General features: G+C 39.4%; 17 protein-coding genes. 2 read left to right on the forward strand and 15 right to left on the reverse strand.

Annotated elements, in window-relative coordinates; translation table 11 throughout:
* Nucleotides 1–9: 9 nt before the first annotated feature.
* The 3 genes from LPB89_RS17450 to LPB89_RS17460 are packed head-to-tail and all read right to left on the reverse strand — an operon-like array spanning nt 10 to nt 2,897.
* On the reverse strand, nt 10–1,062 hold the full coding sequence (locus tag LPB89_RS17450; protein ID WP_230702968.1) for a type III polyketide synthase: 1,053 nt from the start codon (nt 1,060–1,062) through the stop codon (nt 10–12).
* Nucleotides 1,059–1,772: a methyltransferase domain-containing protein gene (locus LPB89_RS17455; RefSeq protein WP_230702969.1), complete on the reverse strand. Its 714-nt coding sequence runs from the start codon at nt 1,770–1,772 to the stop codon at nt 1,059–1,061. The genes LPB89_RS17450 and LPB89_RS17455 overlap by 4 nt, the downstream gene beginning before the upstream one ends.
* Nucleotides 1,773–2,897 carry an NAD(P)/FAD-dependent oxidoreductase gene (locus tag LPB89_RS17460; RefSeq protein ID WP_230702970.1) on the reverse strand — a complete coding sequence of 375 codons (1,125 nt, stop codon included), beginning with the start codon at nt 2,895–2,897 and terminating at the stop codon, nt 1,773–1,775.
* A 401-nt stretch (nt 2,898–3,298) separates the two neighbouring features.
* Between LPB89_RS17460 and LPB89_RS17465 the strand changes: the two genes are divergently transcribed.
* Nucleotides 3,299–4,411, forward strand: coding sequence for a PepSY domain-containing protein (locus tag LPB89_RS17465; RefSeq protein ID WP_230702971.1), 1,113 nt, complete (start codon nt 3,299–3,301; stop codon nt 4,409–4,411).
* Between the two features lie 16 nt (nt 4,412–4,427).
* Here the strand turns inward: LPB89_RS17465 and LPB89_RS17470 are convergent, their stop codons facing one another.
* The 9 genes from LPB89_RS17470 to LPB89_RS17510 all read right to left on the reverse strand — a co-directional run bounded on the left by LPB89_RS17470 (nt 4,428) and on the right by LPB89_RS17510 (nt 12,661).
* Nucleotides 4,428–4,829, reverse strand: coding sequence for a hypothetical protein (locus tag LPB89_RS17470; protein ID WP_230702972.1), 402 nt, complete (start codon nt 4,827–4,829; stop codon nt 4,428–4,430).
* Nucleotides 4,830–4,893: 64 nt separating this feature from the next.
* Nucleotides 4,894–5,448: a YceI family protein gene (locus tag LPB89_RS17475; RefSeq protein ID WP_230702973.1), complete on the reverse strand. Its 555-nt coding sequence runs from the start codon at nt 5,446–5,448 to the stop codon at nt 4,894–4,896.
* 5 nt (nt 5,449–5,453) lie between these two features.
* Nucleotides 5,454–5,834 carry a cytochrome c gene (locus LPB89_RS17480; protein WP_230702974.1) on the reverse strand — a complete coding sequence of 127 codons (381 nt, stop codon included), beginning with the start codon at nt 5,832–5,834 and terminating at the stop codon, nt 5,454–5,456.
* 272 nt (nt 5,835–6,106) lie between these two features.
* Nucleotides 6,107–6,949, reverse strand: a complete 843-nt coding sequence (locus tag LPB89_RS17485; protein WP_230702975.1) for a DUF5777 family beta-barrel protein — start codon at nt 6,947–6,949, stop codon at nt 6,107–6,109.
* 20 nt (nt 6,950–6,969) lie between these two features.
* Nucleotides 6,970–7,362 carry an OB-fold putative lipoprotein gene (locus LPB89_RS17490; protein ID WP_230702976.1) on the reverse strand — a complete coding sequence of 131 codons (393 nt, stop codon included), beginning with the start codon at nt 7,360–7,362 and terminating at the stop codon, nt 6,970–6,972.
* 115 nt (nt 7,363–7,477) lie between these two features.
* Nucleotides 7,478–8,389 (reverse strand): hypothetical protein, encoded by a 912-nt coding sequence (locus LPB89_RS17495; RefSeq protein ID WP_230702977.1) that lies wholly within the window; start codon nt 8,387–8,389, stop codon nt 7,478–7,480.
* Between the two features lie 271 nt (nt 8,390–8,660).
* Complete coding sequence (locus tag LPB89_RS17500; RefSeq protein ID WP_230702978.1) at nt 8,661–11,168, reverse strand: TonB-dependent receptor; 2,508 nt, start codon at nt 11,166–11,168, stop codon at nt 8,661–8,663.
* Nucleotides 11,169–11,195: 27 nt separating this feature from the next.
* Nucleotides 11,196–12,095 (reverse strand): FecR family protein, encoded by a 900-nt coding sequence (locus tag LPB89_RS17505; RefSeq protein WP_230702979.1) that lies wholly within the window; start codon nt 12,093–12,095, stop codon nt 11,196–11,198.
* Nucleotides 12,096–12,145: 50 nt separating this feature from the next.
* On the reverse strand, nt 12,146–12,661 hold the full coding sequence (locus tag LPB89_RS17510) for an RNA polymerase sigma factor (RefSeq protein WP_230702980.1): 516 nt from the start codon (nt 12,659–12,661) through the stop codon (nt 12,146–12,148).
* A 197-nt stretch (nt 12,662–12,858) separates the two neighbouring features.
* Here LPB89_RS17510 and LPB89_RS17515 point away from each other — a divergent pair, with 197 nt between their 5' ends.
* Nucleotides 12,859–13,878 (forward strand): hypothetical protein, encoded by a 1,020-nt coding sequence (locus LPB89_RS17515; RefSeq protein ID WP_230702981.1) that lies wholly within the window; start codon nt 12,859–12,861, stop codon nt 13,876–13,878.
* Between the two features lie 99 nt (nt 13,879–13,977).
* Here the strand turns inward: LPB89_RS17515 and LPB89_RS17520 are convergent, their stop codons facing one another.
* The 3 genes from LPB89_RS17520 to LPB89_RS17530 form a co-directional block, all read right to left on the reverse strand.
* Nucleotides 13,978–14,391, reverse strand: a complete 414-nt coding sequence (locus LPB89_RS17520) for a helix-turn-helix domain-containing protein (RefSeq protein WP_230702982.1) — start codon at nt 14,389–14,391, stop codon at nt 13,978–13,980.
* A gap of 135 nt (nt 14,392–14,526) precedes the next feature.
* Nucleotides 14,527–15,780, reverse strand: a complete 1,254-nt coding sequence (locus LPB89_RS17525) for an McrC family protein (protein WP_230702983.1) — start codon at nt 15,778–15,780, stop codon at nt 14,527–14,529.
* Nucleotides 15,781–15,782: 2 nt separating this feature from the next.
* A complete protein-coding gene (locus tag LPB89_RS17530; RefSeq protein ID WP_230702984.1) occupies nt 15,783–18,212 on the reverse strand; it encodes an McrB family protein in 2,430 nt (809 codons plus the stop codon).
* Between the last annotated feature and the right edge of the window lie 10 nt (nt 18,213–18,222).

The following is an 18,222-nucleotide window of genomic DNA, read 5'->3' on the forward strand; positions in this document are numbered from 1 at the left end:
AAAAAGTAATTACCATTGCAGTAAAACACGTTGTGCCGAAAATCCGGGCCCAAAACTGAGCATCATGCCTTTTTCCCCGGCTTGCGGCTTATTCTCCATAATGCGTTCTAAAACATACAGCACCGTGGCGCTCGACATATTGCCGTATTCTTTCAGTACTGCTTTCGTATCGTCAATATTTTTGCCCAGTCCGGCGAAGAGGGCTTCTACGGTGGTGACAATTTTTTTGCCGCCGGGATGAAAAATCATATGATCCAGATCATTAATCTCCAGCTTGTTTTTTTGCAGGAAAGGATGAATAATGTCGCCAAAATGGGCAGCAATGGTATCGGGGACTTCAATATCCAGTACCATCTGCAAGCCGCTGTTGGTCACTTTAAAACCCATCATATGTTCGGCTTCATAAAAATGATACATTTCCTCATCGATGATCTCCGGACCTTCATCTTCTTCATAGGAAGATAGCAGACAGCAGGCAGCACCATCACCGAAGATAGCGGCACTTACAATGTTGGGCATCGAAAAATCATTCAGCTGGAAAGTAGCCGTTGGCGATTCTACCGCTATCACGGCAGCGCGTTTTCCGGGATTGGCCTTGAGAAAGTTTTTGGCATAGATAATACCCGATATTCCCGCGGCACAGCCCATTTCGGTAACGGGCAGACGTACAATATCCTGTCGCAGGTTCATTTTGTTGATCAGGTAAGCATCCAGCGATGGAATCATGATTCCGGTGCAGCTTACGGTAATAATATAGTCCAGTGTTTTCGGATCCCAATTCGCTTGGGTAAGGGCTTTTTCAAGCACCTTTTCGCCCAGCAGTATCATTTCACGGCTGTAAATATCGTTTTTCTCTTCAAAGGAGGTTGCCGTAAAGACCTCGGTGGGCTCCATGATCGAGTAGCGTTTATCCACCGCCGCACCTTCAAATATCTTTTTTACTTTCTTGATAAAACGTTCTTCATGTCCAAAGAGCCAGGCATCCAGAAAAGGAAGGATTTCTGCCGTGGTACGGGAATATTGGGGCAGCTGTTTGGCCACTGTTGTTATTTTTACACTCATTTTTTAGCAATTATCCATTGGTAGCGGAAAGCCCACTTCCAGTTTATGGTATAGTTTTTTACATTTAATTTTTTCGAGAATGCTATCAGTTCGTTTTTCTTAAAACCTCTTAATATGGATACCTGTCCATCTTCCCGCGACATGCGGTTCAGCCTGAACACAAAACCAATCAGTTCAAAAAGCCGGTAAGCCATTTTGCTGCGATGCAGGTCGTTGACCACTATGCCCATTGCTGCATTGGTATTAAAGATACGCATGATATGGGTGATCTGCTCATTGGTAAAGTGGTGCAGGGTGAGCGTACACAAAACAATATCGTACGAAAGGGACTTAAATTCTTCACTGAAAATATCAATACAGATATATTCAATATTCGGAAATTCAGCAGATAGTGATTGGGCGTAGCGTATCGTAAAAGCATTGGCATCGATACCAATCAGTTTAAAATTAAGTGCATTGGCAGCACCGTATTGCGCCAGCATACGCAGCATATCGCCATTACCGCAGCCCACATCAGCAATTATGATGGGTTCGGCACTATTCTTTTTTTTCAGTAATGCTTTTGTACCGTTCAGGGTCAGTTTGTTGCCGCCCAATAAACGGTTGATCCGGGCAATCTGATCCAGCGCAGCGCGTAATTCTTCACCCGTAAGCGTAAAATCATCCATGATCTCGGTTTCCTGTGTTCTGTATTCGGTGTTTATGGCCATTTAATTGATTACTATAGGTTTACCATGCGTTTGTTTAATAATGGATGGAAGCAGTGCCGGAAAGGAAGCTACGACCGAAACAAGGACACCGGCTGTTTTTTTATGACGTAAAATGCCGGCCAGCACGCGTCCCATCGACAAACGTCTGCCAAAATTCATGTTCCATTTTTGGGTATACGTTTTTTCCAGCCGTTCGCGTGAAATCGTTCCGGCATGAAATTCCAGTACGAGTTCTGCCGCTATTTTGGCACTGTGTAAGGCCATGGCCATTCCGTTGCCGCATAACGGATGAATAAGGCCGGCTGTATCCCCAATCATAAGGATATGGTTTTCTACCGGCTGTTTCCTGTCGAATGATATCTGACTGATCGTGATGGGTTTTTCAAAAAGAAGGTGGCTGTTTTCAAATACGGCCTTAAGCTGCCAGTTTTTATACAGGACATTTCGCTGATAGTCTTCTATGTTTTTATATTTTTTGAAAGTGGCATAATCCGCCAGATAACAAATATTAATAGTATTGTTTTCTACTTTGGAAACGCCGCAATAGCCTCCGCTAAAGTTGTGCAAAGCGACAAGATCATCCGGAAAATTACCCGAATAATGCCCTTTAACCGCCAGCCACGAAGATTTTTTATGAATAAAATCCCTGGATAACACCTGATCCATATTGGAACGTTTGCCATATGCCCCCAAAACAATTGCAGCGGACAAAACCTGAGTTGAGGTACTCACCCGGAAGATATCATCCTGAAAAGCAATAGCAGTAACAGTTTCCTCTATTATTTTGCAGCCGTTGGCTTTTGCTTTTTCGTACAGAAAATGATCCAGCGCATAACGGCTTACCCCAAAACCGCCAAGAGGAAGTGTGGCTGTTGCTGTTTTTCCGTCCTGTGTGGTAAATTCAAATTTAGAAATACGGGTGGGCTGTAAAACCGAAACATCGGCACCAAGCCATTGCAGGTAAGGGAGGATTTCATTGGAAATATATTCGCCGCAAACCTTATGTCTCGGATAGCCGGATTTTTCGACAAGCGTCACCTGCAGTCCCTGAGCGGACAAGTGAATAGCACTGGCCAAACCTGCCAGGCCGCCGCCAATAATAAGTACATCCGTGTTTATTTCCATACAAGCAAGTTAGATATAAATCTACTATTATAAGACAGACTGAGCCTCTTTTTTCAATTTCGAATCACAAAAAAAAGAGGTTTAATAAAAAAAAAAAATTTTTAATCAATCCTTCTGCCCAAACCTAAATTTAGATTTTAGTACCGCAGACGGGTTATAGTATTATTGTTAAATGTTATAAAATTTCCGGATAAGATTTAGGCCTTTTTGATGGTATAGAGTACCAACATCATCCGCGATTAGGACAAAAAGGTGATCATCTGGCGAATGAAAAATACTGGCCGACCATTTTAGTGGCGCAAAATCCGACAATGATACAGGCACTAGTACCTTAAAATTCTAAGCATTCGGAAGGCGTATTTTAAAAGGCTATTAGCTATATTTGGACTTTACTATACCGTATGACAAAAGGATTTAAAAAAGCAGTTCGGCAAATACATTTATGGCTCGGTTTAGCATCGGGACTCATTGTTTTGATCATTAGTATCACGGGTTTTTTGTATGTTTTTGAAGAAGAAATCCGCGAGGTGGCACAACAGGAATACCTTCACGTGCCTGTTCAGCAAAAAACTTTTATAGGGCTTACCGCTATACTTAAGAGTTACCAGCGTCTGGAGCCCAAACAGAAAATAACGGCTTTAAAAGTAAACAAGGAAGAAGCTAACGCAACCGTTCAGATTTCGACCAAAAAGAAAAAGACCTACTACTTTAATCCGTACGATGGAAGTCTGGTCAATGAAAAAGGCGCAGACTGGCTCAATACGGTTTTGGAAATACACCGTACGCTTTTATTAGGCGAGGCGGGGGAATTCATTCAGGGCTGGTCGGTGGTGATTTTCCTTCTCATGCTGATTACGGGACTTATTTTATGGTTTCCGAATCAAATGCGTCTGGTCAGGCAGTCGCTTCAGATAAAATGGAGCGGCTCCTTTAAAAGGGTCAACTACGACCTGCACCAGGTGTTGGGCTTTTATGCTGCTGTTGTGTTGTTGCTCATTGCGTTTTCAGGACTCTATTTTAAATTTGAGACGGCCAAAAAAGCGGTGAATGTCATGACCCGAACCACTCTAAGTAAAGGAACAGCAGCCGTACCTCCGGCAAAAACAGATTCGACGACCATTCCGGTCCGATACAACAAAATTTATGAAACGGTGAACGCCCAATATCCGGGAGCCTCTTCCATTAGTTTTTCAGTTCGGAAAACGGGTGAACTCCGGGTGCGAATGACCTATCCCAACCAATGGGCAAGTGCCAGAAAGCAGAACAGTATTTTTTTCGACGGAAAAACAGGAGCGTTATTACGAACCAAATTGTACAAAGACAACAATGCCGCAGATGTATACGAGGCGAGCAATCATGATCTGCATACCGGCAGTTTCTTCGGACTGGCGGGTAAAATACTGTGGAGCCTGGTCAGCCTGATTGGTGCCTCCCTTCCGGTAACAGGATTTATCATCTGGTGGAAAAAAGGAAAGAAATCTAAAGGAAAAAAAGTGAAAAAACGGAAAGCGTAGGAATGTTTGTTGCGTCTTAGGCCCTGTTTCCCGTATTGAAATGCCGCAGGATTTGTTTCGGTGCCGCGATCACCTGACTGCGGACAGGGTCAAACCACCTGACTTCTTTGGTCACTATTGCACAGCATTCGTTTTTGGAATTGAAAAAGCAGCTTTCCATCAGGATTTTGTCGGCGATGTAACACTGTTTCATTTCCACGAAAAAGGACTCGGTAAACATCAGGTCTTTGTAAGGAACCAGCTGATGATGGCCTTCCTGCAAACCCAGCTGCAGCGCCTTGAGCCGCTCTTTCGAAAATCCGTTGGCAAACAAAAAATGATCCAGTAAACGGAGCGTGTACGAAATGTAAGCCGTACTTTCCATGACCATGCTGTCATTGACATCTTCTCCGGAAACAACATAATTTTTACAGATCATATAAAAGTAGTTTAGGGGTTGAAAAAAAAAGAGGCCAGCCTGACGACTGGCCTCAGGGCAATATTTATTTAACCAATAAAAAATTGTAAGAAACTTTTATTTTGTCCGCAATTTTTTTACGCACCAGGCTTGGTATTTCGATACCGTAATCTTCCGGTTTCACGTCAAAAGAACCCATCGCAATAACACCGTTGGCGGCTTTCGAAATTTTCACGGTCACCGCTATCGGTTTTGTTTTTCCGTGAATGGTCAGATCTCCTTTTAGCGTAAAATTTTTATCAGTACCGGTCACCTTCGAAAGGTCAAAATCCTCTATTTTACCTTTTAAGGTAGCTTTTGAAAATTTTTCTGATTCCATGTAATTTTCGTTGAAATGTTCCTCCATTAAGGCCACCTTAAAACGAAACCCTTTGATAAGGACCAAAGCCGCGAAATCCCCGGTAGAAGTCTCTAAAACCGCAGAGACACTTTTGTTTTCGGCAGCCACTTCTTCATTGGAAGGCGTGGAAGCCTGAAATTTGATACTTCCTGTTTTGGTGATCAGCTTTTGTGCCAGCGCAGTTGCAGGTACAACAGTAATCACCAGTAAAAGGAAGAAAAAAAGAACTGTTTTTTTCATGATGATTAATTTTCTTTAAGTCCGTCCGTATTCCATTTCACAATCACATCGATATTGGCCTGAGACATTCTTCCACCCTGAGGCATAATGCCCTGCTGGCCATTCTGCAGCTGAATTCGGTTTAACAAACCGGCATTTTCAACCGCAGCTTTCACCTCTGCATACGTAGTCAGAGGCCTGAAAGAAGCCGATCTTCCGCTTTGGTGACAGCTGACACAATTCGCATCTATAATCGCTTTTGCATTTTTACTATAGCTAAAAGCAACTGTAGGATCCGGATTAGGTGTTCCGGTTGGGGGTGGCGTAGCGATATCTTCATAGGTATCAGAACTGCTGCAGCTCGTAAAAGCTGCCAGCAGCAGAGTAAGGGCTATTAGTTTTTTCATAGTTGTTGTTTTTATTTGTGGTTAAGGGTTATGAGTTATGAGTTATGAGTTTGAGGGTAGATTTTAAGTGTTAGGCGTTTGTAAAATCTCTCATTGTAACATTATCAAATCATCCAATCATCCAATTATCAAATTCTCCCATTATCAAATTATCTAATTCTCCAATCGTCCAATCATCCAATTATCCAATTATCCAATTATCAAATTCTCCCATTATCAAATTCTCCAATCATCCAATCATCCCATTATCAAATTATCAAATTATCCAATTCTTAAAACACCCTATACAGGTTAAATCCGAAAAAGAAATCCCCTTTGCCCCAGTCGCCGGAGGCATTGGTCAGGTAACCGCTCTCGCTCATTGCTTGTGAATTGGTGAAGATCAGCTGAAAGACATGCCCGCCGGTTTCTACATCCAGACCAACTGACAATGGGTTTTTGTAAAAGTCAGGGGTGTCAAAGTTGTGCATGTACTCTAAGTTCACCGATAATCTTTTGGTGATTTTATAACGTCCTCCGCCGCCAAAAGAAAACTGATTGTCGTTTTCGATGGCCGGATTATACAGGTTTTTATGAATGAAGGACGGCACTAACTCTAACGAAAGTTTTTCACTTACTTTTCTGGAAACCAGCAATTGCTGTACATACGTCATACGATGTTTGAATTCCAGTCCCGGATACTGATCCTTTTCCAAAAAAGTATTGATATCGGCCACACTGTATCCGACAATATCTACGGGGAAATTAGCATCTTGTCGTGCCATTCGGTATTTCACGCCGGTTTCGTACATTTTGTTAAGGGTATGCCTGGAGAGACTTACCGATAACCAGTCGGTCACACCATAAATACCACCCAGTTTTGTGGTTGCGTTATCAAGACCAAAAAAACTGTCAAAACCGTCTTTAACGGTACCAAAACGGTGAGAGACTACAAAATAAAATTCTTTTTTTGCCGCCATTTTGGTCGTTTGCAAAGTAACCAGCTGTAAAGCCTTAAAAGTGGCTGTCGAATAGGTAGGTTCTACCTGAGTCGAATCGAGATCCTTTAGCAGATCATCCTGCGAATAGGCCATGGTAGCCAGAAAAAGGCAGATTGGGACTAAATATTTCTTCATAATTACAATAATTGTGGGGGTTAATTAAGGGTACACTGGTCGAGTTTCACTTCCTGAAAAAGTTCATCATAACCGATACATTTGCCTTTAACGGTTACTTTATGATCGAGCTGTTTTTCTTTTATTTTTCGGGTAAACAGGCAGAAAACAGTATTTTCGAGCGTGATTACCGAATCCGTTTCTTTGGTGACGGTACCCGTGATGGCAATGGTTTTATTGAGATACAGGGCATCCGCTTTTTTCGGATCAGCGTTGTATTCTTCCAGTAATTTTCCGGCTGTAATACTAAAATCAGGACTTTCTGCAGCTATATTGCGGGCTTCCTTAAACAGAAATCCGTAATAAAAATAAATACCCGCCGAAGCCACGATCAGTACGGCCGCGATGATAAATAGGATTCTTTTTCTTTTCATAATGATGCTTTAATTTTCAGGTAGAAGTAAGGCTCTTTTATTTCAAACGAGCCCGGTAAAAACCGGACTCCTTTGAGATAGAATGTTGCTGTTAATCAGTAGAAAATGCTACTGCTTAGATCGCAAGCGGCGAATCTTTCACCGGTACCGGCCAAACGCCAGGAGCAGGGAAACTGATTCCTTTATTGGCGCCTCTTACGTTGGCATCCTGTCCGAAATAATACAAAGGCCAGCCGTTGTACACTAGTTGCGATTTACCAAATACGGTAATCACAGAAAATTTAGTTTTGTCCAGAACGGAAGGCACTACAATTTTATCGGTTTCATAGATCGGCCAAACCGCATTGTTGGAGAAATCAGCTTTTGTAAAATTGTTTTTCTTGAAATTATCGTTTTTAAACGTATACAGTGTGATTCCTTTTGCATCTGTAAAATAAGTCGTTACACCATCTCCCACCGTATAATCGGATTTGTAGTTTTTACCATCATGGCCCACCAGCTGGCTTCTTACCACCAGGATCGAATAATCGGGTTTGGCAATAAACCAGACACCGCCCACACCGTCACCGGTTGTTTTACCTGCCGCTTCCGGTACATTCGTTCCGGCACCGCCATACCCGTCACCCGAAGAAAGCGGTGCATAGTAGTACAATGGCCAGCCTTTATAAGTCACTTGTTTTTTGGCAGAAGCCGTAGTGATCGTTCCAAAATCAGCTAAGTTTAGTCCGTCACCTAATTTATCAGCCGTCAGATTATCGACGTTAAAAAGAGGCCATACCGCTTCACATCCTCCGGTACAAGAAGCCTGTCCGTTGGCGTCCGTGGCAAAAAAGTACAATGATCTTCCATCCTTATCCGAAAGGTAAGAACCTAAAGTAGCACTGGTAGAAAGGGAGATTTCTTTTTTAACAACTGTCGGCGGCGTAACAGGAGGCGGCGTGTCCCCATCACTGTCACTGCTGCAGCTTACAAAAAAGGTAGTTGCCATAAGAGCAACGAATGCGAATGTAGTTTGTTTTAATTTCATGGTTTTTAAATTTTTAATTGATTTTTAAGAGTTATGAGTTTTTAGTCTCAGTCTCAGTCTCAGTTTTCAGTCTCAGATCTTTGTTCTATATTCTTTATTCTCACTTTTCACGATTATAAACTATAGACCTTTCACTTCTAACTCAAAACTCATAACCCATAACTGATAATAAAACAGCCTCCTAGCAGGTTACCCTACCAAAGAATCGATATTTTATTAAAAAAAAGTAAAAAAAGGGAAGTAAAGCTTTACAAAAGACTGAAATACAGCTTTATAAAGAAATTCTAAAACTCACATTCGGAGTTCTTTGCAGTGCGAAAGTTTCCACTTCCTCAATGGAATTGGTTAGCGAACTGATGCGGTAATATTCGCTGATTTCGTTTTTGCGGTTCAGGATATTCAGGATCGAGAGGCCTGCTTTGTACTGAATGCCATTCGCAGTTTCCCACTTGTAGGTAGCGGAAAGGTTCACCTGCGAAAAGATGTGCAGGTTGGTATTGTTGGGTTTGTTGTACACCAGTACAGGAGCAGAAGGATCTATTTGCGAAACATCGGCAGAAGTTTTGGGCCTGCCGGAAGACCATTTCGTGCCTAGGGCAATCTTAAAATTGTTTTTCTCATAAATAGCAGCCCACGACAAAGTATGCGTCAGCTCAAAATTGTTCGGAAAAGTGGGGTATTCATAATCCGGAAAATGGTAATTGTTTTTATTGTAGGTATAACTGAACCAGGTCAGGAAGTGGTTGATTTTTTTCTGAATCAGGAATTCGGTGCCCAAAACCTCATAATCGCCTGTGGTACGCACAAACTCCAATTGATTCTGGAACCCCTGGCTCGAAGTAATGATGCCGTTGACCTTTTTATAAAAATTTTCGATATCCAGCAGCCAGTCGTTTTCTTTGTAACATACATTTACCGAGACCTGCCTGCTTCGCTGAATTGGGACAGTGGTATTATTGGAGATGATCCAGCGCCTTTTTTCAATACCGAAATAATCTTTTTGCAGATCAATAATCTGTTGTGAATTCTGGCTTTTCAGTTCGCCCAGCAGTTCCATACTGACACTTTTACTGATGCCGTAGCGCAATTGCAGGCGCGGTTCTACGCTGTATTTTTTAAATTTTTCAATATAATTAATCCGCGCTCCGGCCTTCAGGGAGAGTCGGGAGAGGGTGTCGTTGTATTTTCCTTCCAGGATCAGGGCATGGGTTCTCAGGACGTCTTTGACCCTGCGGTAGAAATCCGGATTGGTCACCTGTTCTAAGTTGGTAATGCCTATTTCATTGTACTGATACCCATTGTTAAAACTAAATTTAGGAGTAAGCGTATGATTGTTTTCTACATTAAACCCATTATTGTTTACGGTATTTTCCTGAATCAGGGTCTGGTTGGCATTGGTTGTTTTCTGGTTGCCCAGCAGTTCGTACGACGAGTTGTAGATATTAATTTTAGTCGTATTAAAAGGGTTCCAGTTTCTTTTCCAGGACAGATTACCGCCATAGTTCTGCTGGCGTAGCACATTGTTTTCCGATCGGTTGATGGCATAGAAGGTGGCACTCTGAAAAACTTCCAGATTGTCTTTTATCGTAATTAAGTCCAGTACAATCTGGTCTTTGGAGCCTATTTTTTGGGCGTATTTCAGCGTAGCATCATAAAAACCGAATTTCTTGTCACTGTGATAATCCACATCGTGGTTTTGGGCAAAATCGGTAATGGTAGTGTTTTGAAATACTTTATTAAAATATTCCTTGTAGGTTGGTGTCTCTAAAAAATCAGTAATCGATTTACGGGCCGAAATTTCGATGTAACTTTTTTTCGAAAGATTGTACTTGCCGTATACATCGGCATTGATCATATTGATTCCGGCGCTGAAACTATTTTTTTCTGCGGTTTCCGGAGTGGAGGAAATCGCGACCACACTCGAAACACTTTCGCCGTAAAAAGCCGAACTTCCGTTTTTATAGATCGAAATGGTGTGTGCCAGATTCGGATTGAAAACCGAGATTAAACCAAAAAAATGTCCGGTTTGAAACATGCGTATGCCGTTCCACAAAAACAAATTCTGGTCGTGCGTACCACCTCGCACGTTGATGCTCGACACACTTTCGTCCAGACTGTTGACGCCCGGAATCTGCTGCATGGTCTGCAAGGCATCGGGTTCGATAAGCCCCGGCAGGATTCCAAATTTCTTGGGTTTGATTTCAAAGGAACCATCGGTATTTTTGGAAATGCCCGAGGCCAACACCGCACTGGCCCTGATTTCTTCGAGTTCCGTAATTTCAGGTTCCAGTACGATTTGAAGACAATTATCGGCGTTGGCATCATCCGCCGTTATTTTTTGGGTCATAAATCCGACATGACTGATCAGAAAAGCAGTAACGTCACCTTGTTCAAACTCAAAATACCCGTTAACATCCGTGGCTATCTGCGTACCATTCGGTAAGCTGATATTCGCATTTTCAATCGGTTTATGATCCGCAGCGTCAAAAACGTAACCACAGAGCAACAGAGCTGCATTTTCTTTTTTATAAATATTAATAAAGCGGTTGCCGATATTTTCAAAAGACAAATGCGTTCTTTGCGCCAGATAGTGTAGTTTCTGGTCTAACGAAAGTGATTTTTTGGGCGGAAGGCATTGCAGTCCGGCAATAAGATCTTCGGTATAATTAAAACTCACCTGATGCTGTTGCTCGATAGCAATGATGATTTTCTGAAAAGGCATGACTTTTCCTTTGTCCTGAGCAAAAAGATTCAGGACAAGGAAAAAGGGGAGAAACAAAAAATGAACTTGTTTGGGGAGCAACATTTATTTTTCGTCAAAAATTATTTTAGCGTCAGCGCCTTTTCTGGCTTCTAAATAATACGTCGTACTAATAATCTGCAAAGCTACGGTCAGGTCATTGGCCGGTAATTTTCCGGTAAACAAAGCGGTCGTATCTTTGGTATGCAATTCTATTTTAATGTTGTATTGTCTTTCGACTTCTTCCAGGAGGCTTTTGATGTTTTCCTTATAAAAACAAATCTGATGGTTCATCCATTCCGGCTGACTGGCAACAATGTTTCTGTTGACTTGTTTCCCGTTTTCAAAACTCACGCTTTGTCCGTGCGTCAGCAGGATTTGGGTGTTGGCATAATTGACCTTTACGCGTCCTTCGTAACACACCACATCAAACCTGTTTTTTCGGGCTTTCACATTAAACTGTGTTCCGAGTACCGTTACTTTTCCGAGATTGGTCTGCACTTCAAAACGGCGGCCTTTCGCTACCCTGAAATACGCTTCGCCCTGTAGTTCGAGGTGCCTGTGGTGGTCCCAGTTCCATTTTTTATAGTGTATTTCGGAACCGGAATTCAGGACTACTTCCGAGTGATCCGGTAACGAAAAGGTGGTTTTTTCTCCCAAACCAGCCGTTTGCGTCTGTGGCAGTACAAATTGCATCACCAGGGTAATCCCAAGCGCCAGTACAAAGATCGCTGCGGCACGAAACGCCCATTTTTTATAGAGTGGAACCACTTTTGGTGTTGCTTTTTTCTGACTCAAAATGTTCGACAACATCGCATTTTCGTCCAGTTCACCCACCTCCAGATGCTCGGTATACCTTTTTATCTTCTCGTATCTTTCAAAATCGGGACTTGCCTTAAATTCGGCCAGCTCTTCTTCAGTCAAATCATTGCTGAGCCATTTTGCCAATAAGCGATTTTCTTTCATTGTACTCGTATTATGTTAGTAAAACAATCGGGATTCCATTTACCCTACTTTTATAAATCTATTTCTTTACGCAGGCTTAACAAAGCCAGATGAATGCGTTTTTCTACGGCCTTGACGCTGATGTCGAGCTCCAGGGCAATTTCACTGTATTTTTTTCCGTCAATCCGGTGCATCAGAAAAGCAACGCGCTGTTTTTCGTTCAGGTTTTCAATCGCTTTCAGGAGTTTGGCCTGAAACTGTTTTTCCTCCAGCAGGTATTCGGGGTTTTCATTGGTTTTATCGAGGCCGGTAAAGTCTTTTTCATATTTCAAAACCACTTTCTGATGGGCAATGGCATTCAGGCTGCTGTTGTTGGCAATGGTGTACAGATACGACTTCGCCTTTTCGAGAGGTACCGAGGCACAGTTTTGCCAGAGCTTTACAAAAGCTTCCTGGGCGACATCTTCGGCCTGGTCGCTATTGCCAAATTTATAAAAAAGAAAATTCCGAAGCGCTTTGACGTGACTTTTAAAAAAAGTCGAAAAAACGATTTCATCACAAGTGTTGGATTGGTTTTGATCTGGCATTTCAATTTTCAATTGGTATGCTGCAAAAGTATTTGTTTTTAGTATAAGTAGGGTAAAAGCAAATAAGATTGTTCTATAGGAGTATAAATACTATTCCCTTTTGATAAATTAGTACATACCAGGGGACAGAAACCTTTGAGGACGAATTTATTAAAAAACAGTTTCTTAAATTTTATTACATTTGTAAAAATATCACTATGTTGCCTTTCCAAAAATATCTATCCATTATCCTTGTACTGTTCTTGTCTGGCTGTCAGAGCGATTCAGAAGAGCAGAACGATTATGTACAGGGAACCGTTACCAATACGTCTCCGCTTACAACCTATCTGCAAAGGGTGGCCATGGTACCCACCGTGCAGGACAATGTCATCGACGGCTCTACGTACTGTACCATAAAACTCCCGTATACCGTGACGGTCAATAGTGCTACCATTGCGGTTAACACCACGGCCGATTATCAAAAAGTAGTCGACAATATCAACGCGAACAACTACGATGATGATATTGTCAAAATCACTTTTCCGGTCACGATGGTGTACTACAACTACATTCAGAAAGTGATTCCGAACGAAACGGAATTTAAAGACCTAATCGATTACTGGAACATGTACCCGGACCTGTTGTCTAAAATCAACGGACTCAACATCAATTATCCGATTACAATCAACACCTATAACAGCGCGAATCAGATCGCCGGTTCGGTGTCGATTGCGAGCGATCAGGCCTTTTTCAATTTTATCAAAAACCTGAACGCCAGTCAGTACATCGCCCTGCAATATCCGATCTCGGTTACCGATTACAAGAATCAGACAAAAGCGATTACGAACAATTCCGACTTCGAAAACGCGATCAAATACGCGATCGATTACTGCCCCGAAAACAACATTACACCACTCGATTTCACCGCAACCCTGACCAGTGGTTCCTGGGAAATTCCGTATTATTTTGCCGATTCCGATAAAACAGCCTCTTATAGCGGGTATTCGTTTGTCTTTAAAAATGACTATTCGGTAGTCGCTACGAAAGGAGCAGCGACCGAAACAGGGCAGTGGCAAAGCACCGTACAATATGGCTTGCGGGAAGTACAGTTGACGTTTAGTTCGACAGAACTTTCCAAATTGAATACGAACTGGAAATTGTTTGAGTTCAACAATTCGTTGGTACGATTACGTAATGTGGGTAGTGGGACGAGTTATCTTTATTTTGAGAAAAAATAATTGGAACAGAGAAGAAGCTAAAGATGCTAAATATATAATAATAACAAAAAGAGAGACTCAAGGGTCTCTCTTTTTGTTATTATTGTAGCTTGTAAAAGTTTATTTTCCTTTTAATAATTTTTCCAGATATTCGATTTTATCTTTTTCGGCTTGTAATAAACGTTCGTACAGGCTTTTGATTTCGGCTACTGATTCCATTAATTTATCTAAGGGATTGAAAGTGCAATTATAATTAGTTCCGGCATTAACGATACCATTGTCGTGATACGTATTGCCAATAATATTTAAAACTGCCTCTTCCGAAAAGTTCTTAATGGCCTCCACAGTCACACCCAAAGCTTTTGCTACTTCAATTAACTTTTCTTCGTCAATCGTCTCGCTGTTTTCTATAATCGAAACCGCCTGCTGATTGGTTCCCATAGCCTGCGCCAATGCTTCCTGTTTCATGTCTTTTAGTTCGCGAATACGGCTTATTTTTCGCCCGATGTGATTTGGTTTTGTTTGTGTGCTCATAGCTCAAAGATAATAATTACGAATAAAAAAAATATAGTTTTGGTAAAATACATCATTTAGTGATGTGCTTCACTTTTCTGTTCTTGAAACAAAAGTACAATTTTTCATACAAGTTTAGTTGAAATCATGAGCGTTTTACTTTTCCGCTGTAAACCACTTAATAATTTCATTTCCAATTTTGTCATTTAAATCAGTTGTGTTTTCTTTGAAAATAGAAATTTTTCCCAGGCCACATTCATGTTGCTTGATTTTTTCTTCGTTATGCATGACATATTCGTGAATATGGTGATCCTGAAATTTTACAAAACCATCAAAATGACTTTTTTTTGCCGGATAGAGTAACATTGCTTTTGTAGACTTCCAATAATCATTATATACATACATTTGGCGTAAGTCATGTGTTGAAGGTTTGCTATAAGAAATGTTTTTCCATTTTGTATCGATGATGAATTTTTCTGATTGATGTTCGATAACAATATCAGGTCGTATTGAAATACCATTCCAAAAAGGATTTGATAGCTGACCGTAAACGTTTACATCTCTATCAGATTGTTTTAGTCTGGCCAAAATATATTCTTCCCACAAATTATTCATATCGAATAATAAAGCCAGCATATTTTCTGAACCACTTGAAATATTGGGTGCAAAATTTAAGATAATGAATTTTGAAATTGCTAACGCAGTTTCATAAGGAGCCGTTTTTCTGGTTTTAGGAATTTTAGAAAAAGTGGCTTCAGTAACCGAAATATTTTTTACCTCCGGAAAATCCAGTTGAACGGTTTTGCATTTGGAATATAAATAATTGCCTTTGGTGCATTTTTCTACAATAGCTAATGCTTTAAACAGAATTTGATGTACCAGATGATCTTTATTGTAAACCTGATGTGTGGTATAAAAACGTTCCTTATGAACTAAATTTTTACTTAGATGTCCCGAAAACTCCAGTTTGCCTTTTAATGCTTTTACGTTACTGGTTTCTTTATAATATTGCTTGATTAATCCCTGATGAATTAAGGTTTGAACTTCATTCAAAAACCATTCAAAATAAAGGTCTAGCAAATGAATGTTTTGTCTGTTGACATTTGCCTGATCGACTTTTTGTACTTTCAGTTTTTTTGTAACACGAAGCATTTCTATTAAAGCTTTTTGCCATATGGCTTCATCTTCATTGTGGTTGTCTATTTTAGGGAGGATCTCGATTGTTAGGCCATCAACCTGAATAACACCCACAAATTGTTTAAATACTACACCATTGTGTTTTAGATCAAAATACTGATAATTATGCAATGCATTTAGATTTGAAAGAGCCACAAAATGACGTTGTTCGAACTTTCCTTTTACAGGAAGAAAACTGTGTTCAAAAACTTGTATGGTATTTTCTTTTAGCATTTTTAAGCTAATAATGTTTCTATTGCATTTTTAAAATCAATCTCGTTAAAAGGAATTAATTCATATGATTTAATTAGATCAATATCATTTTTAGTATCAAAATCTGCAAATATCGATTTATCCTTGTTTTTTGAAATTTCTTTTTCTCTCACAAATCCTTTTCCCAAGACCAAACCTATTTTGCCGCAATCATTATAGAAATACTCTTGGAGTAGCGGGATAATCTCATTTTTAAAAGAATTTTCAAAATCTTCTTTAATAAAATAAGAATGCCCTAAAGTGTAATTACGATCCAACAATAATTCTATTCGCTGATTAATTTTTTTCATTATTTGAACTCTATCATAATCAGTAAAATTTTTCCTTGAGACAACTTCTGGATCAGGCATCATTTCAATAAAACAAAAACGTCTTCTTAGAGCGGTATCTAAGGCTTCTACACTTCTGTCTGCGGTGTTCATCGTTCCTACTATATAAAGATTAGAAGGAACTCCAAATTCTCTCTTGGAATAAGGTAATTTTATTTTGAGTTCATTTTTTGCTCCAAGTCTTTTATCATCCTCAATTAAGGTAATCAATTCACCAAAAATTGCAGAAACATTCCCTCTATTGATTTCATCAATAAAAATGGCATAATTACTATCTGGATCAGCTTCTGCTTTTAAGCATAGTTTTTTGAATATCCCATCTTTAATTTCAAAGTTTAATTCAGTTTCTCCATCTTCTAACTTAGGCTTAATTCCTTCTATAAAATCTTCATAGCTAAATGATTGATGAAACGTAACAAAGTCATAGTTTTTTACAATTATTCCTTCATTTCCTGTAAAGTTTTGAATAGATTCTAAAATGTCTAGTGCTTCTGGATAATATTGGTTTAATAATTCAGTATCTATAGTCCAATTTGAATCTTTGTCTTTACTAAAATATAGTGGCTCTGATCTGTCTTTTACATTAACATACGGGCAATCTAAAATGGTATGTCTTTGTAATTGTCCCCATATTGTAGGTCTTACTGTCTTTGAAGCAGATAATTTTTCTTTAATTCTGATTAATTCATGATCATAGATCTCATTAACTTTTGCAGTTTCTAAATCAAACAAAGCAATACTTATAACTTGCCACCAGCTTAATTCTGAAACTAAATTTTCAAGAAATTGATCTCTGGATAATGATGAAGCTTTAAGAGTAAATTTTTCAAAAAACTCATTTTGAAGTTTATGTGTTTTTCCAGTGCCTGGAGGACCGTATAAAATCTGATTTAAATTATCGTTGGCCATATTATTTGGAGTGTTTTTATCTGATATTGTATTACTATTTGATTTTGTTAATGAATCTATTAGCTCAAAAGTATCACTATAAACTTCTTTAACTTTTTGAATTGTATTTGGTGTAGCAATATTAAATCCTGTCCAGTCACCTAGCGCATTATTTAATTTTCTTTGCGACTTATTAATCCAAACAATTTTAATTGCTTTATCATCGTCATAGCCATTTTCTAAGTATTCATTATCTATAATAACTCCTATACCAGCCATATTTTTAGTTCCTCTTCTAACTAAAACTATGTCACCATCAAAAACTTTTTCTAAGGGATATTCACCACCTCTTGTTTTATGTTCCCCTGAACTACCTGCGCGAACTGCATTATTTCGAATAAAATCATCGTAATAATCCCTTTTATTCTGACCATCTACCATAGTGCTTACCTGACAGAAGTTTTTTTTCAGAGCAATTTGTTTTCCATTTCCTGTAAATTGACTTAAGAACAGATTAATTTCATATGGGTAACATTCCGGAAATGTTTTATTGTAGAACATAAGAAATTCTTGATATTTAGCGAGACCTAATTTATTTATTTCTTTTGTTGGATTACTTGAGTTTGGTAATATTGCTGTAGTTCTCTCGTCAATGGGTAGAAACTTTTTAGCATTTATAAGAAAAAGTGTTTGAGTAAATTTTACCACTCCTACATTTACTATCGACAAAATATCTTTAAAATTATTTTCGTTAAGATTTTTATCATTTACAATATCTGAAAATAAATCCCAAAGAATATCAACGGAAAAAGCATTTCCATTATTATCAGCGTATTTTCCTTTGTTATAAAATAGACTTTTTGTTTGCGGTGTAGGTGTCGGAAAGTACCAATCCGTCGGTAGTTTAATTTTTAGCTCAAAAACGTCAATACATAATTGGAAAACACTATTTTTTTGATTGGTAGTGTTTCTTTGAGCTAGCGTATAAATAAATGAAAAAGGATCTATTTCAGGGTATGTGTAAATAGCATGTGTTTCACCAAACACATTTTTTGCCATTTCTTTTAAATTAGTGTTTCTATTTTTTTTGTTTTGACCGATTAAGTCAATAGCTACGGTTATTGATTTAAAAAAATCAACCCAATCATATAAATTTACATTTTTAAATTCAGTCATAAAATCATCT

The organism is Flavobacterium sp. ENC, from assembly GCF_020991415.1.
Taxonomy (GTDB): Bacteria; Bacteroidota; Bacteroidia; order Flavobacteriales; family Flavobacteriaceae; genus Flavobacterium.

What these genes read in the sequence shown, in the direction of transcription:
- LPB89_RS17485 (WP_230702975.1), bottom strand. Translation starts at nt 6,949, where the DNA reads ATGAAGAAATATTTAGTCCCAATCTGCCTTTTTCTGGCTACCATGGCC.
- LPB89_RS17505 (WP_230702979.1), bottom strand. Translation starts at nt 12,095, where the DNA reads ATGAAAGAAAATCGCTTATTGGCAAAATGGCTCAGCAATGATTTGACT.
- LPB89_RS17510 (WP_230702980.1), bottom strand. Translation starts at nt 12,661, where the DNA reads ATGCCAGATCAAAACCAATCCAACACTTGTGATGAAATCGTTTTTTCG.
- LPB89_RS17520 (WP_230702982.1), bottom strand. Translation starts at nt 14,391, where the DNA reads ATGAGCACACAAACAAAACCAAATCACATCGGGCGAAAAATAAGCCGT.
- LPB89_RS17515 (WP_230702981.1), top strand. Translation starts at nt 12,859, where the DNA reads ATGTTGCCTTTCCAAAAATATCTATCCATTATCCTTGTACTGTTCTTG.
- LPB89_RS17490 (WP_230702976.1), bottom strand. Translation starts at nt 7,362, where the DNA reads ATGAAAAGAAAAAGAATCCTATTTATCATCGCGGCCGTACTGATCGTG.
- LPB89_RS17480 (WP_230702974.1), bottom strand. Translation starts at nt 5,834, where the DNA reads ATGAAAAAACTAATAGCCCTTACTCTGCTGCTGGCAGCTTTTACGAGC.
- LPB89_RS17475 (WP_230702973.1), bottom strand. Translation starts at nt 5,448, where the DNA reads ATGAAAAAAACAGTTCTTTTTTTCTTCCTTTTACTGGTGATTACTGTT.
- LPB89_RS17495 (WP_230702977.1), bottom strand. Translation starts at nt 8,389, where the DNA reads ATGAAATTAAAACAAACTACATTCGCATTCGTTGCTCTTATGGCAACT.
- LPB89_RS17460 (WP_230702970.1), bottom strand. Translation starts at nt 2,897, where the DNA reads ATGGAAATAAACACGGATGTACTTATTATTGGCGGCGGCCTGGCAGGT.
- LPB89_RS17455 (WP_230702969.1), bottom strand. Translation starts at nt 1,772, where the DNA reads ATGGCCATAAACACCGAATACAGAACACAGGAAACCGAGATCATGGAT.
- LPB89_RS17470 (WP_230702972.1), bottom strand. Translation starts at nt 4,829, where the DNA reads ATGATCTGTAAAAATTATGTTGTTTCCGGAGAAGATGTCAATGACAGC.
- LPB89_RS17530 (WP_230702984.1), bottom strand. Translation starts at nt 18,212, where the DNA reads ATGACTGAATTTAAAAATGTAAATTTATATGATTGGGTTGATTTTTTT.
- LPB89_RS17450 (WP_230702968.1), bottom strand. Translation starts at nt 1,062, where the DNA reads ATGAGTGTAAAAATAACAACAGTGGCCAAACAGCTGCCCCAATATTCC.
- LPB89_RS17525 (WP_230702983.1), bottom strand. Translation starts at nt 15,780, where the DNA reads ATGCTAAAAGAAAATACCATACAAGTTTTTGAACACAGTTTTCTTCCT.
- LPB89_RS17465 (WP_230702971.1), top strand. Translation starts at nt 3,299, where the DNA reads ATGACAAAAGGATTTAAAAAAGCAGTTCGGCAAATACATTTATGGCTC.